The sequence below is a fragment of the Mesorhizobium sp. B2-4-19 genome (assembly GCF_006441315.1).
Taxonomy (GTDB): Bacteria; Pseudomonadota; Alphaproteobacteria; order Rhizobiales; family Rhizobiaceae; genus Mesorhizobium.
This window is the reverse complement of record NZ_VFUV01000002.1, coordinates 361,574-387,972: the sequence shown is the minus strand read 5'-3', so window position 1 is coordinate 387,972 and position 26,399 is coordinate 361,574. Positions and strand designations below refer to the sequence as shown.

The following is a 26,399-nucleotide window of genomic DNA, read 5'->3' as shown; positions in this document are numbered from 1 at the left end:
GCCCAAAATCCCGGTTTCCACTTTGCCGGCAGTAGCGAAAGAACGGTCATTAGACAACTGGTGCATGCGTTAGGCCGTGACGAGCAGCGTGGCGGCGGCCGAAAACACCTCGGCCACCGCATGGGCACCGGGGTCCACCACACCTTGCAATTTGGTGCCGACATAGGCCGACCGTCCGGCCTTCGCCTTTTCCATGGCGGCCGTGGCCTCGGCACCGCGCCTCGCCGCCGTTGCTGCCTCCTCCGGGCCATCGGCATCAAGCGCCTTCAGCGCCGGCTCCAGCGCATCGACCATGGTGCGATCACCCGGTCTGGCGCCGCCGTAGAAGGTCATCCGCTCAAGTCCGGCAAGCAGCGCCTTGGACAAGCTGTCCCCGCCGCCGAGCGCCTGCGCCGCCGCCGTGAAGAAGATCGACAGCAGCACCCCGCTGGAACCACCCATCGACGCGCTCAATATGTCGCCTATCGCGCCAAGCGTCGCAGCGGGGTTGGCCAACGGCAGCGTGTCGAGCCGAGCGAGGACGCTGCGCGCGCCGGTCGCCACCGTCGAGCCGGTGTCGCCGTCGCCCGCCTTGGCGTCGAGCCCGTTCAATGTCGCTTCGAGCGAGATCAGTCTTTCGCAGACCGTGACGATCAGGCGCCTGGTGCCGGCATGCTGGCTGGCCTCGTGCGCAGCACTTTGTCCGGCTGCTTTCGCCATCGGCACGATGACAGGCGCCGCGACCGGCTTGGCCGGCATCCAGGCTTGCGGGCCGACCGGCGCCAGCAGGGCGGCTTCACGCGCCGCATCGAGCCGGATCAGCGACAGCGAGAAGCCGTTCATGTTGAGCGCCGTCATCAGCGGCCCGGGGCCGATCGTCAGCTTGACCGTCTTGGCCAGCGGCGAGGCCAGCACCGCATTGGCAACCAGCGACATTTCGAGCGGTGGCACCGAGCCGAGATTGTTGATCAGCAAGGCATGGCTTGCCTTCGTGTCGAGCCTTGCCGAGAGGCGCTCCGCCATGATCGCGACCAGCCTGTCGACGCTTTGCAAGGCAATCCGCTCGACGCCCGGCTCGCCATGAATGCCCAGGCCAAGTTCGCCGTCGTCCGCGCCAAACCTGTCTTCATGCGGCTGCCCGGGGATCGAGCAGGACGACAGCGACATGCCGAGCGAAACGATATCCTTTGCCGCCGCCCGCGCCTTTGCCGCGATGTCGGCCAGATCATGGCCGGCCTCCGACAAATGGCCTGAAATCTTGTGCACGAACAGCGTGCCGGCGACACCACGCGGCTGGTTGATGTCAGGCAAAGCTATGTCGTCGGCAACGATCACCATCTCGACGCGAAAGCCCTCGGCGCGCGCCTTCTCCGCCGCCAGGCCGAAATTGAGCCGGTCGCCGGTGTAATTCTTGACGATCAGCAGGCAGCCGGCCGGGCCGGTGACCGCGCGGATGGCCGCCAGCACCGCTTCGACGCTCGGCGAGGCGAAGATCTCGCCGGAGACCGCCGCCGTCAGCATGCCCTTGCCGACAAAGCCGGCATGCGAAGGCTCATGCCCGGCGCCGCCGCCGGAGACGACGCTGACTTTCGACTTGTCCCAGTCGGCGCGCAGCACGACCTTGATCTCGGGATAGCCGTCGAGGCGTGCGAGGTCGCCCGAGCCGATGGTGCGCAACAGGCCGTCCAGCGCCTCAGAGACGATCGTTTCCCTGCGGTTGAAAAAGTGCTTCATCGAATTCGTCCCGTATTCGCGATCGTCAATCGGAGGCGGCCTTGCCCTTTGGCGGGCAAGCACCGAAACCGTTCACATCAATCTTTGTCCATCGGCGCCGAAATAGAGCGGCGAGCGGTAGCGGATCACCACCTTGTCGCCTTGCGACAGATCGGTGTCGGGGTCGGTCAGCGTCACCAGCTTCTTCGGCCCGACCGTCACATGCAGATGATTCTGGTCGCCGAGATGCTCGACCCAGTCGACGACGCCGTCGGCATGGCCATTCATTGCTTTCTCGATCGTCAGATGTTCGGTGCGCGCGCCGATCGTCCTGGTGCCGGCCGGCGCGCCGCCATCGGGCAGCAGGCCGGTCGGCAGAAGATTGATCGCCGGCTGGCCGAGCCTTGCCGCGACATGCAGGTTTGCCGGCTCCGAATAGATGGTTCGCGGCGAGCCGATCTGTACCAGCACCCCGTCGGCAAGGATGCCGATGCGGTCGGCCATGGTCATCGCCTCGATCTGGTCGTGCGTGACATAGAGCATGGTGGCGCCGAGTTCGGACTGGATGCGTTTCAGCTCCAGCCGCAGATCCGCACGCAGCTTGGCGTCGAGCGACGACAGCGGCTCGTCCATCAGATAGATGGCGGGCTTGCGCACCAAGGCGCGGCCGATGGCGACGCGCTGCATTTCGCCGCCCGACAGCTTGGTCGAGCGGTTGGCGAGCTTGTGATGGATGCGCACCATCTTTGCCACGTCCTCGACCCGTCGGCGGATCTGGTCCTCGGGGATTTTCCGCGCCGGCGAGCGCAGCGGGAAGGCGAGATTGTCGTAGACCGACAGATGCGGATAGAGCGAGTACTGCTGGAACACGAAGGCTGTGTCGCGCTCGGCCGGCGACAGCATCGTCGCATTATGGCCGCCGATTTCGATCCTGCCGGCATCCGGCCGTTCCAGCCCAGCGATCAGCCGCAGCGTCGTCGTCTTGCCGGCCCCGGTCGGCCCGAGCAGCACGACGAATTCGCCGTCTGCTATGTGCAGGTCGAGACCGTTGACGGCGACATGCTCGCCAAAGCTCTTGGTCACGTTCTTGATGTGCACGTCAGCCATGCTGCGCTCTCCCCTGAGAGGCGGAGTCGTGGACCGCGGTTCTCACCGCGCGGCCCGATCCCTTGTCGAACAGCGACAGCCGGGCGCTGTTCAGGGCCAGGCCGACATGATCGCCGGCATTGAGCCGGATTTCAGCCGGCACCCGCGCCTTGATGATGCCGTCGGCCGTTTCCACCGCGACGATCTGCGTGGTGCCGAGATATTCGGTGCCGTAGATGGCGCCGCGCAGCTTGGAAGTGTCGTCGAAACGGATATGTTCGGGCCGGATGCCGAGCGCCATGTCGGCCGGCGCGATATCCTCGCGCACCTCCGGCACCGCGACCTTCGCGCCCTGGACGACGATTTCCTTCGCGCCTTTAGCGAGCCCGCCGCCGAAGCCCAGAAAATTCATCGGCGGCGAGCCGATGAAGTCGGCGACGAACATGGTCGCCGGGCGGTCGTAGATTTCGCGCGGTGTGCCGAACTGCTCGATGACGCCGTGGTTCATTACGGCGATCTTGTCGGCCATCGACATCGCCTCCATCTGGTCATGCGTGACGTAGACGGTGGTGGCGTGGATGCGGTTGTGCAGTTCGCGCAGTTCATGGACCATGAGGTCGCGGAATTCGGTGTCCAAGGTGCCGAGCGGCTCGTCCATCAAAAAACATTTCGGCCGCCGTACGATGGCGCGCCCAAGCGCCACGCGCTGACGGTCGCCGCCGGCAAGCCCCGAGACCGACTTGTTGAGCAGATGGTCGATGCGCAGGAGTTTCGCCGTCTCTTCGACACGCGCGCGGATTTCGGCCGACGGCATGCCCTGCGCCAGCAGCGGAAAGCCTATGTTCTTGCGCACATTCATGTGCGGATAGAGCGCGAACAGCTGGAAGACGAAAGCGATGTCGCGCTCGCGTGCCCGCAGCATGGTGACGTCCTCGCCGCCGAGCAGGATCTGGCCGCCGGTCGGCAGTTCAAGCCCGGCGATCATGCGCAATGTCGTCGTCTTGCCGCAGCCCGACGGCCCGAGCATGACGAAGAACTCGCCATCCTCGACGACGAAGTTGGAGTCCTGCACGGCGACGAAATCGCCGAAGGCCTTTCTCAGGTGCTGAACGCGGATCTCGGCCATGATTATTCCGGGAACTTCGAGACGATGATGAACATCACGGTGCCGGCGAGCATGGTGATGAAGGAATAGGTGTAGAGCGACAGCGCGAAAGGCTGGAACAGCATCAGGAAACCGATGGCGATCAGTGCGGTCGCGATGTTTTCCATCAGGCCGCGCCGGGCCCAGGCCGGCCAGCGCGACTTGCGTTTAACGGGATTGGTCATGCTCATTTGCGCACCGCGCCAAAGGTGATGCCGCGCAGCAATTGCTTGCGAAGCAGGATGGTGAAAACCAGGATCGGCACCAGGAAGATCGTCGTGCCGGCCGCCACGGCCGGCCAGTCCTGGCCGCCTTCGCCGATGATGGTCGGGATGAAGGGCGGCGCGGTCTGCGCCGTGCCCGAGGTCAGGAGTGCCGCGAAGGCATATTCGTTCCAGGCGAAGATCAGGCAGAAGATCGCGGTCGCGGCAATGCCGGTGGTCGCCTGCGGCAGCACTGTGCGCCAGAAGGCCTGCAGCCGCGTGTAGCCGTCAATCATCGCCGCTTCCTCATATTCGCGCGGGATCTCGTCGATGAAGCCTTTCAAGAGCCACACCGCCAGCGACACGTTGACCGCCGTGTAGAGCAGGATCATGCCGAGCGCGGTGTCCGACAGGCCAAGCTCGCGGTACATCAGGTAGATCGGAATGGCGACCGCGATCGGTGGCATGAAGCGCGTCGACAGGATGAAGAACAGAAGGTCGTCGGCGAGCGGCACCTTGAAGCGCGAGAAACCGTAGGCCGACAGCGTGCCGAGAAAGACCGCGCAGAAGGTCGAGCCGAAGGCGATGATCAGCGAGTTGAGGAAGCGCGGCAGGAAGTTGGACGGCCCGGCGATCACCATGTTGCGCTTGCGCACGGTCTCGTCGCAGAAGCCGGTCGCCGGCCCCAGCGAGTTGATGTATTCCGGCGTCTGCCGCGTCCGCGTCGTGAACAGGTTGCAATAGCCTTCGATGCTCGGCTGGAACAGGATTTTTGGCGGATAGGCGATCGAATCCGGTGGCGTCTTGAAGCTGGTGGCGAAGATCCACAACAGCGGCACGATCGAGATCAGCGCATAGGCGATGATGATCGCGCCGGCGATGCGCTTCGAATTCGCTGACGGAGCGACGACCGAATGGGCAGTGGTCAGGCTCATCTCTGCTTCACCTTGTTGAGCGCCTTGACGTAGATGTTGGCCAGCCCGAACACCGCCACGAACAGGATGATGGCGAAGGCCGAGGAATAGCCGGTGCGCCAGCTCTCGAAAGCCTGCCGCTTCAGCGTGATCGAGGCGACCTCGGTGGTCGAGCCCGGTCCGCCGCCGGTCAGGAGGTTCACCATGTCGAACATCTTGAAGTTCTCGATGCCGCGAAACAGCACCGCCAGCATGATGAAGGGCAGCGCCATCGGCAGCGTGATCGACCAGAATTGCCGCCAGTTGGAAGCGCGGTCGACCTCGGCCGCCTCATAGATGTATTCGGGGATGGAGCGCAGTCCGGCGAGGCAGATAAGCATCACGTAGGGCGTCCACATCCAGGTGTCGACGATGATGATCGACCATGGCGCCAGCGACACGTTGGAAAGCATCTGGATGCTTGTCGGTGGAATGCCGCTGACGAACGAGATGACATAGGAGAACAGGCCGATCTGCGGCTCGTAGAGGAAGCGCCAGAAATTGCCGACCACCGCCGGCGACAGCATCATCGGCACCAGGATCAGCGTCGTCCAGAAAGCGTGGCCGCGGAATTTCCGGTCGATCAGCCAGGCCAGGGTGAAGCCGATCAGCGTCTGCAACAGGATGGTCCAGAACACGAAATGCGCCGTCGTCTGCATGGCGATCCAGATGTCCTGGTCGCCGAGGATGCGCTGATAGTTGGCAAAGCCGAGATTCTTCACCACTTCGTTCGGCCGGTTGGCCCGGAAGTTGGTGAAGGACAGGTAGATCGCCCAGAACAGCGGGAAGATGTTGATGGCCAGCAGCAACAGGATCGTCGGCGAAATGAACAGCCAGGCGAGGCCCTTGTCGCTGATGCCCCGGACCTTGCGGGCCAACGGTTCCGGGGTCGCCCGGGCAACGTTCTCCGCGGTCCGATTGAGCATGGTCAGTCCTGCTTCGGTCACTTGGGTCGTCTCTGTGATGGAATTTATCTGAACTGCGTCCCGTGCCAAGGGTGGCACGGGACGCGTCGGTCTGGCTCGGGAGGAGCCGGTTACATCTTGCCCCGGTTACATCTTGCCCCGGTTACATCTTGCCATCGTCCTGGAACACCTGGGTCCAGTCCTTGACCAGGCCGTCGAGTGCATCCTTGGCCGAACCCTGGCCGGCGACGACATAGTCATGGAAGCGCTTCTGCGAGGCCTGCAGCAAAGGCGCGTAGCTCGGCTCGGCCCAGAAGTCCTTCACGATGGCCATCGAGTCGAGGAAGGCCTGCGCGTAGGGCTGGCTGGCCGGGAATTTCGGGTCCTTCACCACGGCGTTTAGGCAGGAATAGCCGCCGAGCGACCACCACTTGGCCTGCACGTCCTTGTTGGCGAACCACTTGATGTATTTCAGCGCCGATTCATGCTTGTCGGAATAGGACACCACCGAGATGCCCTGGCCGCCGAGCTGGGCGAACTGCTCGCCGTCGGGCCCCTTCGGGTTGACGAAATAACCGATCTTGTCGCCGCCGACATTCTCGTCCTTCTGCAGGCCGGGCCAGGTAAAGGCGAAGTTCATGTGCATCGCCACCTGTCCGGATTTGAAGGCATCGACGCCTTCGCCCATATAGCTGTTGGAGGCACCGGGCGGCGTGCAGCAGTCATAGAGCGCCTTGTAGAATTCCAGCCCCTTCACTGATTTCTCGGAATTGACGAAGCCTTCCATCTCGTAGGGCTTCTTCGGGTTTTCATATTGGAAGCCGTAGCTGTAGAGCACGTCCATGGCGCCCATGGTGATGCCTTCCGAGCCGCGCTCGGTGTAAATCGAGGCGCCATAGACCGTCTTGCCGTCGATCTGCCGCTTCTGGAAGAATTCGGCGATCTGCTTCAGCTGGTCGAAGGTGGCCGGCGGGCCGAGGTCCCAGCCATACTTTTCCTTGAATTCCTTCTGCAGCTCGGGCTTGGAGAACCAGTCCTTGCGATAGGTCCAGCCGACGACGTCGCCCATGGCCGGCAGCGCCCAGTAGTTCGGCGTGTTCTTCGGCCATTCGGAATAGCCGACGACGGTCGCCGGCACGAAGTCGTCCATGCTGATCTTCTCCTTATCGAAGAAGTCGTTCAGCTTGACGTAGTGGCCGTTCTCGGCCGCGCCGCCGATCCACTGGCTGTCGCCGATGATCAGGTCGCATAATTTGCCGTGCGAGTTCAGTTCGTTGAGAAAACGGTCGGCATAGTTCGTCCACGGCACGAACTCGAATTTCATGCCTATGCCGGTTTCCTTGGTAAAATCCTTGGACAGTTCGACGAGTGCGTTGGCCGGGTCCCACGCGGCCCAGCAAAGCGTCAGGTCTTCAGCGTGTGCGGCGTTTGAGACGGCTGTCGACGCTGCAATCGCCGAGGCCAGTCCCAACGCCAGTTTCAAGCTCGATTTCATGCCTTCCTCCCATTTGCGAAACGCGCCCGGATGACGGTTTCAAGAGCCCTCAACCTCTCTCCTCAGAGGCCCAAACATGGCGGCGCCGGGGCGCGGCAGATGTTTAGTAATTTGTTTAGTGATGCAATTTTTACTAAACAACGCAAGCGAATTCGTTGCTGCGTCGCAACATGACGAAACGGATGATTGAAATTGTTGGGAAATGGTCGCCGGATGTTTCTCCGGCAGCGGCTCAGCCGGCCTCGCTGATGACGTTCGTCTGTGGCGTCACCGGCCGGACCGGCGGCGCGGGCGGCAGCAGGGCGCGGATGTCGGCGAAGGGAAATGTAGGCTCGAAGCGAAAAGCCTCGACCAGGGAACCGGGAACAGCGTTGCATTGGCCGGCGCGAAATTCATTCTGGATGCGCGCCCGGTCGACATATTGCTCCGGCCGCTGTGACCGGTGCATGCGGATCGCCTGGGTCTTGATATCCCGGTAGGCGGAAATATCGACATAGTGCGTCGGCGAGAACCCGGTGCCGCCCATCGTATCGGCGTGCAGCACCGGGACCGCGAACGAGGCCGCGATGCGCACGCCGTCCGACAGCGCGCGGTGGTCGGCGTGATAGTCGTTGGGCGCGTGCGTGATCACCAGCTCAGGCCCGGTCTCGCGGATCAGCGTTTTCAGCGCGCCGATCAGCGCGGCATCGGCCACCAGCTCGCCGTCGGGAAAGTCGAGAAAGCGTGGCGCGGCGCCAAGTAGTGCCGCCGCCGCCGTTGCCTCCTCGCGGCGGACACGGGCAAGGACCGTGGCATCACCCTTGCCGCCCTTGGCCCCATCCGTGGCCACGGCAAAAGTCAGTTCTGCGCCTTGCGCCGCATAGGCGGCCAGCGTACCGAACATGAAGATCTCGATGTCGTCCGGATGCGCACCGAGCGCCAATATTTTCAAGCCACTCTCTCCCGGAAATGGAAAAACGTGCCGAACGGAATCCTGCTCGCCCTGATCGCCTATGCAAGCTATTCGGGCAGCGATGCCGTTATCAAGAGCCTGGGCGGACAGTTCACCGTCTTCGAGATCGGCTTCTTCGCCACTTTGTTTGCCGGCTTTTTCCTGTTCTTCACCCGCCCGGCGGGCGAGCGCTGGCGCGATTTCTGGCGCATGAAGCGGCCATGGGCAGTGCAGGCGCGCGCCTGGGCCGGCATCGCCTCCGGTGTGCTCAGCGTCTATGCCTTCACCCACATTCCGCTCGCCGAAGTCTACGCGCTGATCTTCCTGGCGCCCTTGCTGGTCACCATCCTGTCCACCGTCGTCCTGAAGGAAAAGGTCGGCCCATGGCGATGGCTGGCGGTGGTGGCCGGCTTTGCCGGGGTGATGCTGGTGGTGCGGCCGGGTTTTCGCGAATTGAACCTCGGCCACCTGGCCGCCTTCGTGAACGCCTTCCTCGCCGCGGCCAGTGTCATCCTGCTGCGCTCGCTCGCCCAGCAGGAAAAGCGCACCTCGATGCTGGGCGTGCTTGTCGGCTATGGTCTGCTGTTCAACGGGGCCGGCGCTGCGGCCACCTCCTTCACCTTGCCGAATGCCATGCAGCTCGTCTGGCTGGCGATGGCCGGCGCCTTCACCGCGGGCGGGCAATTCATGCAGCTGCTCGCCGCCAAATACGCTCCCGCAAACCGGATCGCGCCGACGCACTATTCGCAGATCGTCTGGGCGGTGATCCTCGGCGCGCTGTTCTTCCGGGAATACCCGGACTGGCTGTCGCTGGTCGGCCTCGCGGTCGTCGGCGGGGCCGGCCTGCTGACCATGGTGCGCGAGGAGGTGCGGCTGGGCACCGTGCGCTGGAACCCGTTTGCGCGCACCCGGCTTTGAGCCGGCGCCGGTTGCACGGTGACCGTGACCGCTGATATGCGGACGCGATGACGACAAGATCCCTGCCGGAGCTTCCGGTATCCGCCGTGCTGCCGGCTTTGGATGCGGCGCTGGCCGAACGCAACAGCGCCGTGCTGGTGGCGCCGCCCGGCGCCGGCAAGACGACGCTGGTGCCGCTGGCGCTGCTCGATGCGCCATGGCTTGGGACCGGCAAGATCGTTCTGCTCGAACCGCGCCGGCTCGCCGCCCGCGCCGCCGCGCGTCGCATGGCGCAATTGCTGGATGAGGAGCCCGGCGCGACGGTCGGCTATGCCATGCGCATGGAAAGCCGCATCTCGGCCAAGACCAGGATACTGGTCGTCACCGAGGGCGTGCTGGCGCGCATGATCCTCGACGATCCCGAACTGCCCGGCGTCTCGGCGGTCATCTTCGATGAATTCCACGAGCGCTCGCTCGACGGCGATTTCGGCCTGGCGCTGGCGCTCGACGTGCAGGGCGCGCTGCGGCCGGACCTGCGGCTGCTGGTGATGTCGGCGACACTGGATGGCGCGCGCGTGGCAAAACTCCTGTCGGGCGCGCCGGTGATCGAAAGCGAGGGCCGCGCCTTCCCAGTCGACATAGGCTACGACGAACGGCCGGCCGGTGTCCCGATCGAGGATGCGATGGCCAAGGCGATCCGCGCCGCCCTTGCCGACGAGAGCGGCAGCGTGCTTGCCTTCCTGCCCGGCCAGCGCGAGATCGAGCGCACCTCCGAACGGCTGGCCGGCAAGGTCGGCGCCGACACCGACATCGTCCCGCTCTATGGCCAGCTCGACGGCAAGGCGCAGGACGCCGCGATCAAGCCGGCGCCGCCGGGCCGCCGCAAGGTGGTGCTGGCGACGTCGATTGCCGAGACCTCCATCACCATCGACGGCGTGCGTGTCGTCATCGATTCCGGCCTGTCGCGGTTGCCGCGCTATGAGCCGGCGAGCGGCCTGACGCGGCTGGAGACGGTGCGTGTCAGCAAGGCCTCCGCCGACCAGCGCGCCGGCCGTGCCGGGCGCACGCAGGCCGGTGTCGCCATCCGGCTCTGGCGCGCCGAACAGACGGCGGCACTTCCCGCCTTCACGCCGCCGGAAATCCTCGAAGCGGACCTTTCGGGCCTGCTGCTCGACTGTGCCGCCTTCGGCGTCGCCAATCCGACCGGTCTCGCCTTCCTCGATCCGCCGCCGGCGCCGGCGCTCAACGAGGCAAGGGTGCTGCTACGCGCGCTGCATGCCATCGACGAGGCAGGGCGTTTGACGGAAGCGGGCGCTTCGATGCGCAAGCTCGCTCTGCCGGTGCGGCTGGCGCATATGGTTGCCGAGGCCGCCAGGAGCGGCCATGCGGGCGAGGCGGCCATGCTGGCCGTACTGCTCACCGAACGCGGCCTTGGCGGCGACGGCGCCGATCTGGAGCGACGGCTGATGCGCTTTCGCGGGGAAAGATCGCCCCGCGCCACCGCCGCGCGGCAACTCGCGGAGAGGCTGGCCAAGCAGGTGGGCGGGACGAAAAACAGCGAAGCCGCGCACGCGGGTTCTCTTCTCGTCAACGCCTGGCCGGACCGCGTCGCCAAGGCGCGTGGCGAGCGAGGCCGCTTCGTGCTGGCCAATGGCTCCGGCGCCATGCTCGATGCCGCCGACCCGCTAGCCGGCGAGCCGTTTCTGGTCGTCGCCGACCTGCAGGGCAAGGCGCAGAACGCCCGCATCGCGGCTGCCGCGGCAATAAGCGAGGACGACATCCGCGCTACGCTGGCCGACCGGATCGAAACGCGTCGGCAGACCAGCTTCGATCGCGAGCGCCGCGCCGTGCGTGTGCGTGAAACCGTTCGCCTCGGCGCCATCACGCTCGCCGAACGGATGCTGCCGGCTCCTTCAGGCGCCGATGCCGACCGCGCCATAATAGATGCGCTGCGCGAGCACGGCCTGTCGCTGCTCGGCTGGAGCAAGGAGACCGAGACGCTGCGCCAGCGGCTGTCCTGGCTGCATCGTGGCCTCGGCGCACCCTGGCCCGACATGTCGGATGAAGCGCTGGTCGAACGCCTCGACGACTGGCTGCTGCCCTTCCTGTCGGGGGCGGCTTCCCTGGCCGCCATCGATCCCGGAGTTGTCTCGGCCGCCCTGGCCTCGCTCGTGCCGCACGAGCTGCAGCGCAAGGTCGATGCGCTGGCGCCGACGCATTTCGATGCGCCGTCCGGCAGCCATGTGCCGATCCGCTATGACGGCGAATGGCCAGTTCTGGCGGTGCGCGTGCAGGAGCTGTTCGGCCTCGACCGCCACCCCTCGATTGCCAACGGCACCGTGCCGCTGACACTCGAGTTGCTGTCGCCGGCGCACCGGCCGATCCAGACGACACGCGACCTGCCCGGCTTCTGGCGCGGCTCCTGGGCCGATGTGCGCGCCGACATGCGCGGGCGCTATCCCAAGCATGTCTGGCCGGAAAATCCGCTGCTTGCCGCCGCTACTGCCCGTGCCAAGCCACGCGGGAGCTAGCGCTCCTGCTTTCCCGGCTGTAATCCATGGCCATGATCAACATCCTGAACGCGCCCGATTTTCAGCAGAGCCAAAGGCTGCGCCTCAACACGCTGATCCGGCTGCGCTGGCTGGCCATTGTCGGCCAGAGCGTGGCGGTGCTCGTCGTCGCCTATGGATTGAAATTCCCGCTCCCCGTCAGCCTGTGCTTCGCGCTGATCGCCTGTTCGGCCTGGATGAACCTGTTCCTGGCCTTCCGCTTTCCGGCGGCGCACCGGCTCACTCCGTTTGCCGCCTTCGGCATCCTGATCTTCGACAGCCTGCAGCTTGCCGGGCTGCTTTATATGACCGGCGGCCTGACCAATCCGTTTTCGCTGCTGATGACCGTGCCTGTCGTCATTTCGGCGACGTCGCTGCCGCTACGCCTCACCGCCATCCTCGGCGGGCTGGTGATGCTGGCGGCTACTTTGCTGGTGTTCTTCCATCTGCCTTTGCCCTGGTATGAAGGCGCGCCGCTGGCCATGCCTTTCATCTATGTCGCCGGCATGTGGATGGCGGTGCTGTCCTCGATCGCCTTCACCGCCATGTATGCCTTCCGGGTGGCCGCCGAAGCGCGGCTTTTGGCCAATGCGCTTGCCGCTACCGAGCTGGTGCTGCAGCGCGAACAGCACCTTTCGGCGCTCGACGGCCTGGCGGCGGCGGCCGCGCATGAGCTCGGCACGCCACTCGCCACCATCACGCTCGTTGCCAAGGAGATGGAAAAGGCGCTCGGCAGCGACCCGAAATACGGGGAAGACGTGAAGCTGCTGCGCTCGCAAAGCGAACGCTGCCGCGAAATCCTCAAGCGCCTGACCAGCCTTTCGTCGGAGGGCGAGGCGCATCTGTCCCGCTTGCCGCTGACCTCGCTGGTCGAGGAGGTCACCGCGCCGCATCGCGACTTCGGCATCTCAATCAAGCTTCGCCCGGGCGAGCGCACCGGCCCGGAGCCGGTCGGGCGCCGCAATCCGGGCGTCATCTACGGCCTCGGCAATCTGGTCGAGAACGCCGTCGACTTCGCCCGCAAGAGCGTCACCGTGCGCTGGAGCTGGGACGAGGCGACCGTCACCTTCTCGATCATCGATGACGGGCCTGGTTTCCCGCCCGAAATCATCGACCGCATCGGCGAGCCCTATATGTCGACGCGCCAGGGCACCGAGGCCGGCGGCGGCCTGGGACTCGGCCTGTTCATCGCCAAGACTCTGCTCGAACGCTCGGGCGCCACGCTGGATTTCCGCAATTCGAGCGGCCTGGGCGAGGGCGCCGTGGTGCAGATTTCGTGGCCGAGATCGGTCTACCTGAACCCGGAAACGGCCCCGGCCACCATGTTTGACACTGCGTAAATTGGACAATAGCGGCGCAAAACTATATCTGCGTAAAATTAAGGCAGCAGGAATTCTTACGACAATGACAGGCGATGAAAATATTGGCGCAATGGTTGAAGGCGAGGACACCTCGCTTCTGATCGTCGATGACGACAAGCCGTTCCTCACGCGTCTCGCCCGCGCCATGGAAACCAGGGGTTTTGTGGTCGAGACCGCCGAGAGCGTCGAGGAGGCCGTGGGCAAGGCCCGCGCCAATCCGCCGGCCTACGCCGTGGTCGACATGCGGCTCGGCGACGGCAACGGCCTCGATGTCGTCGCCGCCATCCGCGAGAAGCGCGAGGATTCCCGCACCATCATCCTGACCGGCTACGGCAACATCGCCACCGCGGTGACCGCGGTGAAGCTTGGCGCCGTCGATTATCTGTCGAAGCCTGCCGACGCTGACGACATCTTCGCCGCCCTCACCCGCACCTCGGGCGAGCGCGCCGCACCGCCGGAAAACCCGATGTCGGCCGACCGCGTGCGTTGGGAGCATATCCAGCGCGTCTACGAAATGTGCGAGCGCAACGTTTCCGAAACAGCGCGCCGGCTCAACATGCACCGCCGCACGCTGCAGCGGATACTGGCCAAGCGCGCGCCGCGCTGAACGAGCGTCGTCATCCTTGGGCGTAGCGACGCAAAGCGGCGCGAAGACCCAAGGATCCATGCCGCGACCTCGGCCGAAGGATGCGGCGGGGCGGAATCCGCACCGTTGCGACGCTTCAAAGCCATGGCATGGGAGCGATGGGCGTGTCGGCCAATTTTCGAGGCTTGGATTACCGGTGTGAACTTGTACGCCTTGCTTCGCCAGTGATGTTGCGCATCATTGGGTCACAGATTTCCGGCCAATAGGCAGGGCGGCTTAACGGAGGCGACATGCAGGATTTGAAGCAGCGACCGGGTTCCGTCTTCCGCGAATTCCTCGACAGTGAGGCGGCCGGCGGCATCATCCTGATGGTGGCGGCGGCACTCGCCTTGATCGTCGCCAACTCACCGCTCGCCGAAACCTATTTCTCCGTTCTCCATGCCTATCTCGGCCCGCTCAGCGTCTCGCACTGGGTCAATGACGGGCTGATGGCGGTGTTCTTCCTGCTCGTCGGGCTGGAGATCAAACGCGAGATGCTGGACGGCCAGCTGTCGACCTGGCCGCGCCGCGTCCTGCCCGGCATCGCGGCGGCCGGCGGCATGGTGGTCCCGGCGCTGGTCTATGTCTTGATCAACCGCAACAATTCGGCGGCACTCTCCGGCTGGGCGATCCCGACCGCCACCGACATCGCCTTCGCGCTTGGCGTGCTGTCGCTGCTCGGCAGCCGTGTGCCGGCTTCGCTGAAAGTCTTCCTGACCGCGCTCGCCATCATCGACGACCTCGGCGCCGTCATCATCATCGCCATCTTCTATACGAGCGGCCTGTCGCTTATCTATCTCGGCGCCGCCTTCGCAGTCATTGCGGTGCTTGTCGTGCTCAACCGCATGCGGGTGGTGACGCTGGTGCCCTATCTCGTGCTCGGCGCAATCCTGTGGGTATTGGTGCTGAAATCGGGCATCCACGCCACGCTTGCCGGCGTTGCGCTGGCGCTGACCATTCCGCTCGAGCGCTCCGCCGGGATCGGCCACGATCTCGACCATTCGCCGCTGCACCGGCTCGAGCATGGCCTGCACAAAATCGTGCCCTTTTTCGTCATCCCGATCTTCGGCTTCGCCAATGCCGGCGTTTCGCTCGCCGGCCTGAGTTTTGGCGCACTGATCGAGCCGCTGACGCTGGGCGTCGCCGCCGGCCTGGTGGTCGGCAAGCTGGTCGGCGTGTTCGGCTCCTCGGCACTCGCCATAAGGCTCGGCCTGGCCGACCTGCCGGCCCATGCCGGCTGGTCGCATATGATCGGCATCTCGCTGCTCTGCGGCATCGGCTTCACCATGAGCCTGTTCATCGGCCTGCTCGCCTTTGCCAGCGACGTGGCCCTGCAGGATGCGGTCAAGGTCGGCATCCTCGCCGGCTCCTTCATCGCCGCCATCCTCGGCGCCGCCGTGCTGCTGATGGCGCCGGCCGCGAGTGGTGTGGAAGAAGAGACGGAGTAGCGGCACGGTTCGCGGTTCCGCGAACTATTCGCTCTCCCCCTCCAGCGCCGGCACCGAGACGCCGGCCAGTTCCGCCGCCAGCAGCCGAGCCGCACCGGCGCGCGCGATGCGCAGCATCAGCGCCTTGCGCGTTGCCGCCGCCATGCGGTGCTCTGGCGCCTCGCGCAGGATCTCGGCGCCATAGCCGTCGGAGAGGATGAAGCCGCACTCTTCGGGAAAGATCTCCGAGGGCACGCCGGGATGGGTGGCGAAGAAGAAGCGGTCGGAGTGCAGCCGGTAGTCGGGCCATTTGCGGTCGACCCGGAAATCCTCGATCGAGGATTTGATCTCGATGATCCAGATGTCGCCCTGGCGGGTCAGCGCCACGAGGTCGGCGCGGCGGCCGGTGGCCAGCGACAGTTCAGGCAGCACATGCGCGCCCATCGCCATGAGCAGACGTTGCACGCCACGCCGCACCAGCATGGCGCGTTCGGACTGGCGACCGTCGATGAGGGGGTTGATTGCGATGGGGGAAATGATCGGCATGGCAGGCACCATGCCAGATTTTGTTCACGGTTTGAACCCTTTTGTGACGGGCGATTATGTATTTGACAGACCTACGACCGAATGGCGCCGGCAGGAGGAAAGTCGAGTTTATCCAGTGGAACACTACAGGACCGATGCAGATCCCTGCGGCTGGGAATCAGTTCGATTCGCGCTGACGAACGCGTTGTTTTTCGAGGAACCGCTTGGCATGTTCCCCCCACTCCGCCGCCGTGGTTTTGTGCTCTTGAACGTAGGTGTCGAAAGCCTTGCGCAGAGCGTCCAGGTCCAAAGCCCAAAACTGCTTGTCTTTTTCGTCGTTCAACATTGTGTCACCAAGCCCATTGGGCTGACGGTATGCCCTTCAAATCAAGCCTTCAAGAACCGATCCTGACTTCTTTTGGGTGTATAGGCCCTAAATATTCATCCGTGAAAAAGTGCGGAACAGGTTCTGCTCTCTGAAGCTGGGCAGTCCGTGGGCGGGACTTCAGTCTTAATTGAGCTGAAGCTAATAGGCATATAGCTTAGGCAGTGCGGAGACGATCCCAAAAGCCTGACCCGCAACGACCCGGCACGACCCCATGTCCCCCCGACTGCGAGTGTGCCGGGTCGTTCCTGCGGTGCGTGGCAAGCGGCGCATCCAAGGCGCGATCGCTCGCGGAACAATGGTCTGTCGATTATGCAATCGCTCTATGCCGGCCAATTGGGTTGGCGAACCCCAGCCCTAGGGGCCCTTCCGTGATCGCGCAATATCCGGCTGGGGGCAGTCTGGTATTCATCTCTGCGGAGCCCTATGTCGTAGCGATCATAAGGGCTGGCGTAAGGAATATGCCTGGCGGGATGGCCGGCGCAGTTTGGCTTTGGGTCTATAGGGGGCTGCACCGGCCATTGCGGGTTTGGGCTTTGGGTGTGATTGTCCCCGCGCTGATTAACCTATATGTATATTAGCAATCGCGCAAATAAGACTGAAGTCCCTGGTTCCACCGGACCTGGCCGGACTTCCTCATAATCTTCTGGCGCGCCTTCGCCAGCGGTCGGAACGATTGTCGTAGCGAGACTTATCCACCCCCCTCCGGAGGGGAGAATGCCGCCGCTCTGGCGATGAGTCTATAAGCATTGTCTAACGTAATGGCGCGCCGTCCCGGCCGGCAGAGGGCGAACAACGGCACCCAATGCGGTGCATGACGGAAAGCCATCTCAGTCGGTCTGCCCGAAATCCCTTGCTAGGGTCTGCTATGGTCTCGCTGAGACGGCCTTGTCGCCAGGCGCCGCGGCCCCTGCCATGTCATCCAGGATCGGGCAATCCGGCCGCTCGTCGCCATGGCAGGCGTGGATCAGTTTCTGCAGGGTCGAGCGCATCGACTGCAGCTCGCGCACCTTCTCCTCGATGGCCGTGACATGGGCGGCGGCGATCTCGCGCACGTCGGCGCTGGCGCGGCCGCGATCCTGGTAAAGCGCCATCAGCTGGCGGCAATCGTCGATGGAAAAGCCGAGGTTGCGCGCGCGGCGCAGGAAGGTCAGCCGATGGATGTCGTCACCGGAATAATCGCGGTAACCGTTGGCGGCGCGCGCCGGCGCGATCAGGCCGATCTCCTCATAGTAGCGGATGGTCTTGGCCGGCAGGCCTGAACGATGGGCGGCGTCGCCGACATTCATGGCGTTGTCCTCGATTTTGCCGGGCCTGCGAGTCAGGCCCATTGAATTTCCTTCACAATCCGGTGAAGGCTGTTGCCGAAATGCCATACCGATACGCTGACCGGCACGTAAGTCCCAGCATATAGGCATCGTGCGCTTGGCAAGCAAAGCAAATGCCAGCATGAATGAAGGCAAGAAAGCGGCCGACTCGTGCCGCTGACGTTTGGGCAGGGCACCGGATCATCTCATGCGCATGAAGTCGCTTGCAATAATTGCCGCATTGGCGCTGTCCACGGCCATCGCCGGCTGCAGCACCATCGGCGGGCAGATCTTTTCCAACGACTACGGCGCAGTGACCGATGCTGGCTACCAACTGCCGCGCATCCCGATCGAAAAGGTGCCCAGGCAGTATCACCGGCAGGAAGTGAACTACGACACCAAGGAAAAGCCGGGCACCATCATCGTCGATACGCAGAACAAGTACCTCTACTTCGTCGAGGCTGACGGCCTCGCGATCCGCTACGGCATCGGCGTTGGTCGCGAAGGCTTCGAGTGGCACGGCACCGCCCATATCGCGCTGAAGCGCGAATGGCCGACCTGGACGCCGCCCCGCGAAATGATCAGGCGCCAGCCGGAACTTACGAAGTTCGCCAATGGCATGGAGCCGGGCCTGAAGAACCCGCTTGGCGCGCGCGCCATGTATCTCTTCAACAAGGGCGGCGACATGGGCTACCGCCTGCACGGCAGCCCGGAATGGAATTCGATCGGCAAGGCGATGTCGTCCGGCTGCATCAGGCTGATGAACCAGGACATCATCGATCTCTATGACCGCGCCTCGGTCGGCGCCAAGGTCATCGTGATGTAAGGACCATGATCCCTCGCGGGATCACGAGAAGACAAGTTCATACGCGGACCGTCTAGGCAACAACGGACGTCCCAAACAGAAAACCGGGCAATTCGGCCCGGTTTTTTGTTTTTTACGACTGAAGTCGTGCTGGCAATGGGGCGGTCAGGCGACCTGTTCGACCTGCTGCACTTCCGGCACGAAATGCCGGAGCAGGTTCTGGATGCCGTGCTTCAGCGTCGCCGTCGATGACGGGCAGCCAGCGCAGGCGCCCTTCATATGCAGGAACACCGTGCCGTTCTCGAAGCCGCGGAAGGTGATGTCGCCGCCATCCTGGGCCACCGCCGGGCGCACCCTGGTGTCGAGCAGTTCCTTGATGGTAATGACCAGTTCCTCGTCCGCCTTGTCGTAGAACTCGCCGGTCTGGCTGGTCTCCGCGGCCGGGCCGCTATTCGCCATGACAGGCGCGCCAGACATGAAATGCTCCATGATGGCGCCGAGGATCGCCGGCTTCAGGTGCTGCCAGTCGGGACCGTCCTTGGTCACCGTGATGAAATCGTAACCGAAGAAGACGCCGGTGACGCCGGGGATTTCAAACAGCCGACCGGCCAGCGGCGAGGCTGTTGCCGCGCTGTCGGCATCGCGGAAATCGGCAGTACCTTCCACCAGCACTTCCTTGCCGGGCAGGAATTTCAGCGTCGCCGGATTGGGCGTCGATTCGGTCTGGATGAACATGGCCGTCTCCGTGCCCGTTACGGGCATATAGTTTGGAATAGTTCTAAATAGGCTTTATCGGCTGGACATTCAAGCGAAACGCGTCGCCCGAACGGTTGGCTGGCGGAATGTTTTTGCTGGCTGGGGGACAGAATCCTGGGCGGGCTTCAAGCGAGGCTGTCGATCTCCTCGTCGGACAGATTCTGCGGCACCACCGTGACCGGAATGGGGAAGGCGGCGCCTTTGCCGGCCACGGCACCGACCAGCGGCCCGGGACCCTCCTTGCCGGCGCCGGCCGCCAGCACCAGGATGGCGATGTCCTGGTCCTCCTCGATCAGTTTGTGGATCTCTTCCGTCGGCTTGCCTTCACGCACCACCATCTCCGGCTCGATGCCGAGCTTCTGGCGTACCTTGTTGGCGTAGCCATCGAGAGCCGCGCGCGCCGTGGCGTTCGCCTCCTCGCGCATGATCTTCTCGACGCCCAGCCAATGCTGGAAATCGTCCGGTACGATGACATAGAGCAGCACCAGCGTGCCGCTGGTGCTCTGCGCCCGCTTCGAGGCGTAGGCGACGGCGCGCTCGCACTCGGGCGTATCGTCGATGATCGTCAGGAATTTCCTGCGATGACCGGCTTCGCGGCTGAGGCGTTTGGAGACCATGTCTATCTACTCGGTGCGTTTTCGGCCGCAATCTGCCACCGCCGCCGACCGGCGGCAAGCCGCCGACCTTAGGCCAGTATGTCTTGCGCCGGAATGGTGCGCTGCACTGACGATGCGGATCAGTTCTGAAGCAGCCCGATGATGTCGCGCACCGTCTTCATCGTCGCTTCGGCGAGCACGCCGGCGCGTTCGCCGCCGTCCCTGAGTACCGCGTCGACATAGGCGCGGTCGCCTTCGATGCGGCGCATCTCGCCGGCGATCGGCGCCAGCTTCTCCACCGCAAGATCGGCCAGTGCCGGCTTGAACACGGAAAACTGCTGGCCGCCGAATTTCTTCAGCACGTCGGCCTTCGACATCTCGGCCAGCCCGGCATAGATGCCGACCAGGTTTTCCGCTTCCGGCCGGCTTTCCAGTCCGTCGACTTCGCTCGGCAACGCCTCGGGATCGGTCTTGGCCTTGCGGATCTTTTTCGAGATGGTGTCGGCATCGTCGGTCAGGTTGATGCGCGACAGGTCCGACGGGTCCGACTTCGACATCTTCTTCGAACCGTCGCGCAGGCTCATGATGCGCGCCGCCGGGCCGCCGATCACCGGTTCGGTGATCGGGAAGAAGCCGTTCACCGTCTCCTCCCCGACCTGCATCTCGACGCCGACGCCAAGCCGGGCGATGCGGTCGGAAAAATCATTGTTGAATTTCTGGGCGATGTCGCGGGTCAGCTCCAGATGCTGCTTCTGGTCCTCGCCCACCGGCACATGCGTGGCGCGGTAGAGCAGGATGTCGGCAGTCATCAGCGAGGGATAGGCGAGCAGGCCCAGCGAAGCATTTTCGCGGTCCTTGCCGGCCTTGTCCTTGAACTGCGTCATCTTGTTCATCCAGCCGATGCGCGCGACGCAATTGAAGATCCAGGCAAGCTCGGCGTGCTGCATCACCCGCGACTGGTTGAAGACGATATGCTTCTTCGGGTCGATGCCGGAGGCAAGGAAGGCGGCGGTGATCGAGCGTGTCTGGTCGGCAAGGTCGTCATAAACGAGTTGCGCGGTCAGCGAATGCAGGTCGACGACGCAGTAGATGCAATCGGACGTGGCCTGCAGGGCGACGAATTTCTTGATGGCGCCGAGATAGTTCCCGAGATGCAGATTGCCGGTCGGCTGGACGCCGGAGAAGACGAGTGGCTTGAAGGCGGACATGGGTTTCCTCATGGCTTGTGGAGGGCCGTTTCGCGCGCGGCGAAAGTCTTGCGACGGCGCGCTTATGGACGAAGACGCAGCCGCGATCAAGATGGTGCTACAGGGTCGATTGAGCTCTAATCGTCGATGCCGGTCTTTGCGGCCGGCGGTCCCCCGCGCCCAATATTGCGCCGGATCATGCCGAAATCGGCGCCGCCGGTGGCAAAGGCGGTGACGAAGTAGAGCAACGCCCCGCCGGCCACCAACGCCAGCACTGTCGTCGCCTTGACGACCAGCGGCGAGCCGGGACCGAGCCTGACGGCCAGCCAGTGCTCGGCGAAATACAGCGCCACCGCCATCACCGCCGCCGACAGCACCAGTCGGGGAATGCGCTTCAGCAGCGGCACGTCGCGGCCCCAATGGCCGCGCCGGATCAAGACCGCAAGCAGCATCAGCGCGTTGACCCAGCCGGCCACGGCCGAGGCCACCGCAATGCCGGGCGCGCCCATCCTGGGAAACAGCGTCAGCGCGGTGGCGACGTTCACCGCCACCGAGATGGCGGCGAAGATCATCGGCGTGCGCGTGTCCTCGCGGGCGAAATAGCCCGGGGTGAAGGCCTTGATCAGCACGAAAGCCGGCAGCCCAAGGCCGAAGATCGCCAGGATCGCCGCCACGGTCGGGGTCGAATGGTTGGCGGCAAACGCGCCGCGCTCATAGACCAGCCGCACGATCGGCTCCGACATCACCCAGAGCGCCGCCGCCGCCGGCAGCGTCATGAACAGGGTGAATTCGACGGAGCGGTTCTGCAGATTGGCCGCCTCGACGAGATTGCCCGATTTCAGCGCCCGCGACAGTTCCGGCAACAGCACGATCGCCACCGCCACGCCGACGACACCGAGCGGCAGCTGGTAGACGCGGTCGGCATAGGCGAGCGAGGACACCGCACTGTCCTGCGCCGACGCGATCGCCGTGCCGATCAGCTGGTTGATCTGGGTGATGCCGCCGGTGATCGCCGCCGGCAGGGCCAGGATCAGCAGGCGCTTGACGTTCGGCGTCATCTTCGGCCGGCGGAAGCCGATCGAGATGCCGGCATTGCGCACCGCCACCCAGACGATGGCGAGCTGCACGAGCCCCGCCGCCAGCACGCCCCAGGACAGGCTGAAGCCTACGGCATGCGCGTCCAGCCCGTGATACCAGGCATAGCCGAGCACGCTGATCAGGATGATGTTGAGGAACGCGGGCGCGATCGCCGCCGCGAAATAGCGGCGCAGCGAATTCAGCATGCCGGCCATCATGGCCGCGAGCGACATGCAGATGAGATAGGGGAACATGATCGTCGCCAGCAGGACGGTCGTCTCGAACTTGCCCGGCGTGTCGGCAAAGCCAGGCGCCACCAGGTAGCGCACGATCAGCGGCATCGCCAGTTCCATGGCGATGGTCAGCGTCAGCAGCGCCGAGAACAGCACCCCGAACACTTCCTCGGAAAAACGCTTGGCGCCGTCGGTGCCGTGCGTCTCGATCTCCTTGGCAAACAGCGGCACGAAGGCGGCGTTGAAAGCGCCTTCGGCGAACAGCCGGCGAAAGGTGTTGGGGAATTGGAACGCGGCGTTGAAGGCGTCGGCCACCGGTCCGGTGCCGAGCGCCGCCGCCATCAGCATCTCGCGGCCGAAACCGAGCGCGCGGCTCATCAGCGTGCCGGAAGCGACGGTAGCGAATTTCTTGACGAGGCTCATGCGTTCGAAGACTGCCTTAGAGCGGTTTTCCCGTGAAAAGCGCGTCGCGCTTTCCCTTGGGAATTGCGTTGGAACAAAAAGTTAGAGCGGTTCGCCGTTTCCATGAAACGGTGAACTGCTCTGGAGAGTGGGACAAGGTGGGGATGGCAGTCACTCGGCGGCCGCCTTGGCCTTGCCGCCGCGTTCGGGCGAGATGCCTTCGAGCGTTGCCATCAGCCGGTTGCGGATGGTGGCGATGCGGGTCGGACTGTCGATCTTCTGGCCGGTGAGGTCCGTGACATAGAAGGTGTCGATGACCTTTTCGCCGAAAGTGGTGATGTGTGCCGATGCGATGTCGAGCGACAGGTCGGACAGCGTGCCGGTGATCTCCGACAGCAGGCCCGGGCGGTCGAGCCCCTCGACCTCGATGACCGAAAACCGGTTTGAGAGCGTATTGCGGATTTCGGCGCGTGGCGGGATCTTGAACACCTTGGCGCCGCGCTTTGGCTTGGTGCGCTTCTCGATCATCTCCGGCAGCCAGCTCTTGCCCGACAGCACGTCCTCGATCAGCCGGCCGACACGCTCGGCGCGCCGGCGTTCGTCCTCGTCACGGTCGAATTCCCTCGAAATCAGGATGGTGTCGAGGGCGCGGCCGTCGGCGGTGGTGAAGATCTGCGCGTCGACGATATTGCCGCCGGCGCCGACGCATGCCCCGGCAATGACCGAGAGGAGACGGGGATGGTCCTGCGCCAGCACGGTGATTTCGGTCACCGCCTCGAACTGATGGGTCTTGACCATGGTGGCGAGCTTCTTGCCGGCGGCGTCGGCCTCGCGGACGAATTCGGCGTGGCGCAGCTGATCCGGCAGGTCGACGGTCAGCAGGTAGTTCTCGTAATGCAGCCCGACATAGCGCTTGCGGTCCTTGTCGGACCAGTCGGCGAGGGCCTCGGCCAGGCGTTCGCGTGCCGCCGCCGTGCGCTGGGCGCGCGACACTTCCGAGAAACCGCCGGTTAGCAGCAGTTCGGTCTCGTAATAGAGCGTGCGCAGCAACTGGCCCTTCCAGCCGTTCCACACACCCGGTCCGACGCCCCTGATGTCGCATACGGTGAGGATCAACAGCAGCTTCAGCCGCTCGACCGACTGCACGATCGAGGCGAAATCCTCGATGGTCTTGCGGTCGTTGAGGTCGCGGGTCTGCGCCGTCATCGACATGACGAGGTGGTTCTCGACCAGCCAGGCGACGGTTTCCGTGTCCGCCACCGACAGGCCCATATGCGGGCAGATGCGCCGTGCGATGCGGGCACCGGCCTCGGAATGATCTTCCGGCCTGCCCTTGGCGATGTCGTGCAGCAAGACGGCGACATAAAGCGCCTCGCGGCTCTTCTTCAGGCCGGGCATCAGCGAATGCGACAGCGGATGCACCTTTTCGCCATCGCCGCGCTCGATCTCGGCCAGCACGCCGATGCAGCGGATCAGGTGCTCGTCGACCGTGTAGTGGTGGTACATGGAGAACTGCATCATGGCGACGATCTTGCCGAAATCGGGGATCAGCCTGCCCAGCAGCCCGGCCTCGTTCATGCGTCGCAGATTGAGTTCGGCATTGCGGTCCGAGGTCAATATGTCGAGGAACAGCCGGTTGGCCTCTTCGTCGCGCCGCAGCGATTTGTTGACCAGGCCGAGCGAGCGGGTGAGCAGCTTCAGCGCATCGGGATGGAATTCCAGCCCGTGCTTGTCGGCGAACCAGAACAATCTGAGCAGATTGACCGGATCGCGCTCGAACACCTGATCGTCGGCGATGTTGATGCGGTGGTTGTCGACAATGAAATCGGAAGTGCCGGCAAGCTTGCGCTTGCGCCGCTGGAAGGTGAGGAAGATGCGGTTGAAGCCGGGAACGTGCTTGGCCTGTTCCTCCTCGAGCGCTGCGCAGAAGATGCGGGTCAGGTCGCCGACATCCTTGGCGACGAGGAAATAGTGCTTCATGAAGCGCTCGACCGCCGACAGGCCGGGATGGGTGGTGTAGCCGAGCCGCTCGGCGATCTCGCGCTGGATGTCGAAATGCAGCCGCTCCTCCGCCTTGCCGGTGAGGAAATGCATGTGGCAGCGCACCGCCCACAGGAAGTCCTCGGCCTTCTGGAACTCGCGATACTCGGCCTCGGTGAAGACGCCCTTTTCGACCAGTTCCTCGCCGGTACGCACGCGGTAGAAATATTTGGCGATCCAGAACAGCGTCTGCAGGTCGCGCAGGCCGCCCTTGCCATCCTTGACGTTGGGTTCGACCAGATAGCGGCTTTCGCCGGCCTTGGCATGGCGATCGTCGCGTTCGGCAAGCTTGGCCTGGACATATTCCGGGCCGGTCGTGCGCACCACCTCATGGTCGAAGCGCAGCATCAGCTCGTCATAGAGCTTGCGTTCGCCCCACAGGAACCGCGCTTCCAGGATCGAGGTGCGGATGGTGATGTCGGTGCGCGACAGCCGCAGGCACTCATCGATGTTGCGGGTGGCGTGGCCGACCTTCAAGCCGAGATCCCACAGCATGTAGAGCATGTATTCGACGGTCTGTTCGCCCCATGGCGTCTGCTTGTAGGGCAAGAGGAACAGAAGATCGATGTCGGATCCCGGCGCCAGCGTGCCGCGGCCATAGCCGCCGACCGCCACGACGGCCATGCGTTCGGCCGACGAACGGTTCTTCACGCGGTACACATGCGTCGCCGCGAAATCGTAGAGCGCCCGGATCAGCTCATCCATCAGATGCGACAATCGCTCGGCGCAGGCATTGCCGCCGCCATCCTGCTTCAGCAGGGCCTCGGCAATCTTTCGGCCTTCGGCGAGCCGGGCCTTGAGAAGCTGCAGCACGCCGGCGCGGGCGGCGGGTCCCGAACCGTCACCCGCCGTGGTCGTCGTCAGCGCGGTCATCTCGCGGCGCAAGGCTTCGCCGTCGATCAGTTCACCGAGCTTCAGGGAGATTTTCGCCATAGGTATCAGTCGGCCTTGCCATTTGGGCGGCGTCTATAGCGTGTTTTCGCGGCGCTGGGTATGGGGCCCGCTGGTTCGGCAAGCGACCTAGTCCGATGCCTCGACCGGATCGAGGGGAACGACGATCCGTTGCCGGAATCTGCAGAAATCGGCGATCCACCGTGCGGTTCGCCCGGCCTCTCTGCTGATTCTCACGGCCATCGGCTTCCTCTGCCTTGCCATAAGCCCGCTCGATGTCCGCGCGGCATCGCGTTCCTGGTCAAGCAGGCTTGGCAGCCTTCCGTCGACGAATTGATCCTGTGCGCAGAGCGCCGGAACAAGTTGGTAGATGGTCTTGCCGGCCGACATGATGGGGTTGAAGATGAGATCATCGACAGCAATGCTGGCCTGCGCCGTTGCCTCCAGGAAATCGCGTGCCGTTCGCCGCGACAGCAGATAGCCGCCGGACCCCGGATGGCTCTTGCGGAGCCGGAACAGGGAAAAACCATTCCCGGCAGAGGTCCTTCTCCTCTGGATCACGGTTCTGGAGAAGAACGTTTCCAGCTTCACGACATCGGCGTCCGCCGGCACCCAACTCGTATCGCCCAGCAACGCCCCGGCCTTACAGGAGAAGACCATGTCGTCCTCGAACACGGCGCCGTATGGGGCCTCGTCCTGCGCAATGATCGTCCAGCAGGCTCGATGACTGTGCAGGCAGGCGATTTCACTGCCGGAGAGCGGCCGGGTGGCGTGTATTGCGTGCTGCGGCTGCAGCATCAGGTCGGGATGTTCCTTGCCATCGATCCCCGCGACCCGCTCGAACCCAATGCCGATGCGGGCGAATTCCCTCGACATGTGAGCAAGCCGCTCGGGAGATCGATCGAGGTTGATGACCAGACGCTTCAT

Annotated in this window: 23 protein-coding genes; 6 read left to right on the top strand and 17 right to left on the bottom strand. The window is 64.1% G+C overall.

Features of this window, described 5'->3' with window-relative positions:
- Positions 1–69 precede the first annotated feature (69 nt).
- The 8 genes from FJ546_RS05065 to FJ546_RS05030 form a co-directional block, all read right to left on the bottom strand.
- Positions 70–1,713: a dihydroxyacetone kinase subunit DhaK gene (locus FJ546_RS05065; protein ID WP_140888348.1), complete on the bottom strand. Its 1,644-nt coding sequence runs from the start codon at positions 1,711–1,713 to the stop codon at positions 70–72.
- A gap of 72 nt (positions 1,714–1,785) precedes the next feature.
- Positions 1,786–2,799, bottom strand: coding sequence for an ABC transporter ATP-binding protein (locus FJ546_RS05060; protein ID WP_140888347.1), 1,014 nt, complete (start codon positions 2,797–2,799; stop codon positions 1,786–1,788).
- The gene (locus FJ546_RS05055; protein ID WP_140888346.1) at positions 2,792–3,904 is read right to left on the bottom strand and encodes an ABC transporter ATP-binding protein; all 1,113 of its coding nucleotides are present in this window, start codon (positions 3,902–3,904) and stop codon (positions 2,792–2,794) included. The genes FJ546_RS05060 and FJ546_RS05055 overlap by 8 nt, the downstream gene beginning before the upstream one ends.
- Positions 3,905–3,906: 2 nt before the next feature.
- Entirely contained in the window at positions 3,907–4,113 is a 207-nt protein-coding gene (locus FJ546_RS05050; protein WP_095771666.1) for a hypothetical protein, read from the bottom strand.
- Complete coding sequence (locus tag FJ546_RS05045) at positions 4,110–5,060, bottom strand: carbohydrate ABC transporter permease (protein ID WP_140888345.1); 951 nt, start codon at positions 5,058–5,060, stop codon at positions 4,110–4,112. Before FJ546_RS05045 ends, FJ546_RS05050 begins: the two co-directional genes overlap by 4 nt.
- Positions 5,057–6,004 (bottom strand): sugar ABC transporter permease, encoded by a 948-nt coding sequence (locus tag FJ546_RS05040; RefSeq protein WP_095771946.1) that lies wholly within the window; start codon positions 6,002–6,004, stop codon positions 5,057–5,059. The genes FJ546_RS05045 and FJ546_RS05040 overlap by 4 nt, the downstream gene beginning before the upstream one ends.
- A 142-nt stretch (positions 6,005–6,146) precedes the next feature.
- Entirely contained in the window at positions 6,147–7,478 is a 1,332-nt protein-coding gene (locus tag FJ546_RS05035; RefSeq protein WP_140888344.1) for an ABC transporter substrate-binding protein, read from the bottom strand.
- Between the two features lie 232 nt (positions 7,479–7,710).
- Entirely contained in the window at positions 7,711–8,409 is a 699-nt protein-coding gene (locus FJ546_RS05030) for a PIG-L deacetylase family protein (RefSeq protein ID WP_140888343.1), read from the bottom strand.
- A gap of 27 nt (positions 8,410–8,436) precedes the next feature.
- On the opposite strand from FJ546_RS05030, the gene FJ546_RS05025 reads away from it, so the two are divergent.
- The 5 genes from FJ546_RS05025 (at position 8,437) to nhaA (ending at position 15,289) form a co-directional block, all read left to right on the top strand.
- The gene (locus FJ546_RS05025) at positions 8,437–9,327 is read left to right on the top strand and encodes a DMT family transporter (RefSeq protein WP_140888342.1); all 891 of its coding nucleotides are present in this window, start codon (positions 8,437–8,439) and stop codon (positions 9,325–9,327) included.
- A 47-nt stretch (positions 9,328–9,374) separates the two neighbouring features.
- Positions 9,375–11,837 carry an ATP-dependent helicase HrpB gene (hrpB, locus tag FJ546_RS05020; RefSeq protein WP_140888341.1) on the top strand — a complete coding sequence of 821 codons (2,463 nt, stop codon included), beginning with the start codon at positions 9,375–9,377 and terminating at the stop codon, positions 11,835–11,837.
- A gap of 26 nt (positions 11,838–11,863) precedes the next feature.
- Positions 11,864–13,195 carry an ActS/PrrB/RegB family redox-sensitive histidine kinase gene (locus FJ546_RS05015; RefSeq protein WP_140888340.1) on the top strand — a complete coding sequence of 444 codons (1,332 nt, stop codon included), beginning with the start codon at positions 11,864–11,866 and terminating at the stop codon, positions 13,193–13,195.
- A gap of 64 nt (positions 13,196–13,259) precedes the next feature.
- Positions 13,260–13,823, top strand: coding sequence for an ActR/PrrA/RegA family redox response regulator transcription factor (locus FJ546_RS05010; RefSeq protein ID WP_010913121.1), 564 nt, complete (start codon positions 13,260–13,262; stop codon positions 13,821–13,823).
- 269 nt (positions 13,824–14,092) lie between these two features.
- On the top strand, positions 14,093–15,289 hold the full coding sequence (gene nhaA, locus FJ546_RS05005; RefSeq protein WP_140888339.1) for a Na+/H+ antiporter NhaA: 1,197 nt from the start codon (positions 14,093–14,095) through the stop codon (positions 15,287–15,289).
- Between the two features lie 24 nt (positions 15,290–15,313).
- Here nhaA and FJ546_RS05000 read toward each other — a convergent pair whose 3' ends face one another.
- From FJ546_RS05000 to cueR, 3 genes are all read right to left on the bottom strand, one after another.
- Positions 15,314–15,814, bottom strand: coding sequence for an MmcB family DNA repair protein (locus tag FJ546_RS05000; protein ID WP_179295823.1), 501 nt, complete (start codon positions 15,812–15,814; stop codon positions 15,314–15,316).
- Between the two features lie 157 nt (positions 15,815–15,971).
- A complete protein-coding gene (locus FJ546_RS31085; RefSeq protein WP_019862884.1) occupies positions 15,972–16,139 on the bottom strand; it encodes a hypothetical protein in 168 nt (55 codons plus the stop codon).
- Positions 16,140–17,044: 905 nt separating this feature from the next.
- Positions 17,045–17,467: a Cu(I)-responsive transcriptional regulator gene (cueR, locus tag FJ546_RS04995; RefSeq protein ID WP_027047690.1), complete on the bottom strand. Its 423-nt coding sequence runs from the start codon at positions 17,465–17,467 to the stop codon at positions 17,045–17,047.
- A 226-nt stretch (positions 17,468–17,693) separates the two neighbouring features.
- On the opposite strand from cueR, the gene FJ546_RS04990 reads away from it, so the two are divergent.
- The gene (locus FJ546_RS04990; protein WP_140888338.1) at positions 17,694–18,311 is read left to right on the top strand and encodes a L,D-transpeptidase; all 618 of its coding nucleotides are present in this window, start codon (positions 17,694–17,696) and stop codon (positions 18,309–18,311) included.
- Positions 18,312–18,455: 144 nt separating this feature from the next.
- On the opposite strand, the gene FJ546_RS04985 is transcribed toward FJ546_RS04990, so the two are convergent.
- The 6 genes from FJ546_RS04985 to FJ546_RS04960 form a co-directional block, all read right to left on the bottom strand.
- Complete coding sequence (locus FJ546_RS04985; RefSeq protein ID WP_140888337.1) at positions 18,456–19,025, bottom strand: NifU family protein; 570 nt, start codon at positions 19,023–19,025, stop codon at positions 18,456–18,458.
- A 146-nt stretch (positions 19,026–19,171) separates the two neighbouring features.
- Entirely contained in the window at positions 19,172–19,663 is a 492-nt protein-coding gene (locus FJ546_RS04980; RefSeq protein WP_010913128.1) for a universal stress protein, read from the bottom strand.
- A 119-nt stretch (positions 19,664–19,782) separates the two neighbouring features.
- On the bottom strand, positions 19,783–20,850 hold the full coding sequence (gene trpS / locus FJ546_RS04975; RefSeq protein WP_140888336.1) for a tryptophan--tRNA ligase: 1,068 nt from the start codon (positions 20,848–20,850) through the stop codon (positions 19,783–19,785).
- A 116-nt stretch (positions 20,851–20,966) separates the two neighbouring features.
- Positions 20,967–22,562 carry a murein biosynthesis integral membrane protein MurJ gene (gene murJ, locus FJ546_RS04970; protein ID WP_140888335.1) on the bottom strand — a complete coding sequence of 532 codons (1,596 nt, stop codon included), beginning with the start codon at positions 22,560–22,562 and terminating at the stop codon, positions 20,967–20,969.
- A gap of 150 nt (positions 22,563–22,712) precedes the next feature.
- Positions 22,713–25,514, bottom strand: coding sequence for a [protein-PII] uridylyltransferase (locus FJ546_RS04965; protein ID WP_140888334.1), 2,802 nt, complete (start codon positions 25,512–25,514; stop codon positions 22,713–22,715).
- An 87-nt stretch (positions 25,515–25,601) separates the two neighbouring features.
- Positions 25,602–26,399, bottom strand: coding sequence for a glycosyltransferase family 25 protein (locus tag FJ546_RS04960; protein WP_140888333.1), 798 nt, complete (start codon positions 26,397–26,399; stop codon positions 25,602–25,604).

What these genes read in the sequence shown, in the direction of transcription:
- FJ546_RS05055 (WP_140888346.1), bottom strand. Translation starts at nt 3,904, where the DNA reads ATGGCCGAGATCCGCGTTCAGCACCTGAGAAAGGCCTTCGGCGATTTC.
- FJ546_RS05045 (WP_140888345.1), bottom strand. Translation starts at nt 5,060, where the DNA reads ATGAGCCTGACCACTGCCCATTCGGTCGTCGCTCCGTCAGCGAATTCG.
- FJ546_RS05010 (WP_010913121.1), top strand. Translation starts at nt 13,260, where the DNA reads ATGACAGGCGATGAAAATATTGGCGCAATGGTTGAAGGCGAGGACACC.
- FJ546_RS04990 (WP_140888338.1), top strand. Translation starts at nt 17,694, where the DNA reads ATGCGCATGAAGTCGCTTGCAATAATTGCCGCATTGGCGCTGTCCACG.
- FJ546_RS05065 (WP_140888348.1), bottom strand. Translation starts at nt 1,713, where the DNA reads ATGAAGCACTTTTTCAACCGCAGGGAAACGATCGTCTCTGAGGCGCTG.
- FJ546_RS05040 (WP_095771946.1), bottom strand. Translation starts at nt 6,004, where the DNA reads ATGCTCAATCGGACCGCGGAGAACGTTGCCCGGGCGACCCCGGAACCG.
- cueR (WP_027047690.1), bottom strand. Translation starts at nt 17,467, where the DNA reads ATGAATGTCGGCGACGCCGCCCATCGTTCAGGCCTGCCGGCCAAGACC.
- FJ546_RS31085 (WP_019862884.1), bottom strand. Translation starts at nt 16,139, where the DNA reads ATGTTGAACGACGAAAAAGACAAGCAGTTTTGGGCTTTGGACCTGGAC.
- FJ546_RS05035 (WP_140888344.1), bottom strand. Translation starts at nt 7,478, where the DNA reads ATGAAATCGAGCTTGAAACTGGCGTTGGGACTGGCCTCGGCGATTGCA.
- FJ546_RS05015 (WP_140888340.1), top strand. Translation starts at nt 11,864, where the DNA reads ATGGCCATGATCAACATCCTGAACGCGCCCGATTTTCAGCAGAGCCAA.
- trpS (WP_140888336.1), bottom strand. Translation starts at nt 20,850, where the DNA reads ATGTCCGCCTTCAAGCCACTCGTCTTCTCCGGCGTCCAGCCGACCGGC.
- hrpB (WP_140888341.1), top strand. Translation starts at nt 9,375, where the DNA reads ATGACGACAAGATCCCTGCCGGAGCTTCCGGTATCCGCCGTGCTGCCG.
- murJ (WP_140888335.1), bottom strand. Translation starts at nt 22,562, where the DNA reads ATGAGCCTCGTCAAGAAATTCGCTACCGTCGCTTCCGGCACGCTGATG.
- FJ546_RS04985 (WP_140888337.1), bottom strand. Translation starts at nt 19,025, where the DNA reads ATGTTCATCCAGACCGAATCGACGCCCAATCCGGCGACGCTGAAATTC.
- FJ546_RS04965 (WP_140888334.1), bottom strand. Translation starts at nt 25,514, where the DNA reads ATGGCGAAAATCTCCCTGAAGCTCGGTGAACTGATCGACGGCGAAGCC.
- FJ546_RS05050 (WP_095771666.1), bottom strand. Translation starts at nt 4,113, where the DNA reads ATGAGCATGACCAATCCCGTTAAACGCAAGTCGCGCTGGCCGGCCTGG.
- FJ546_RS04980 (WP_010913128.1), bottom strand. Translation starts at nt 19,663, where the DNA reads ATGGTCTCCAAACGCCTCAGCCGCGAAGCCGGTCATCGCAGGAAATTC.
- FJ546_RS05000 (WP_179295823.1), bottom strand. Translation starts at nt 15,814, where the DNA reads ATGCCGATCATTTCCCCCATCGCAATCAACCCCCTCATCGACGGTCGC.
- FJ546_RS05060 (WP_140888347.1), bottom strand. Translation starts at nt 2,799, where the DNA reads ATGGCTGACGTGCACATCAAGAACGTGACCAAGAGCTTTGGCGAGCAT.
- FJ546_RS04960 (WP_140888333.1), bottom strand. Translation starts at nt 26,399, where the DNA reads ATGAAGCGTCTGGTCATCAACCTCGATCGATCTCCCGAGCGGCTTGCT.
- nhaA (WP_140888339.1), top strand. Translation starts at nt 14,093, where the DNA reads ATGCAGGATTTGAAGCAGCGACCGGGTTCCGTCTTCCGCGAATTCCTC.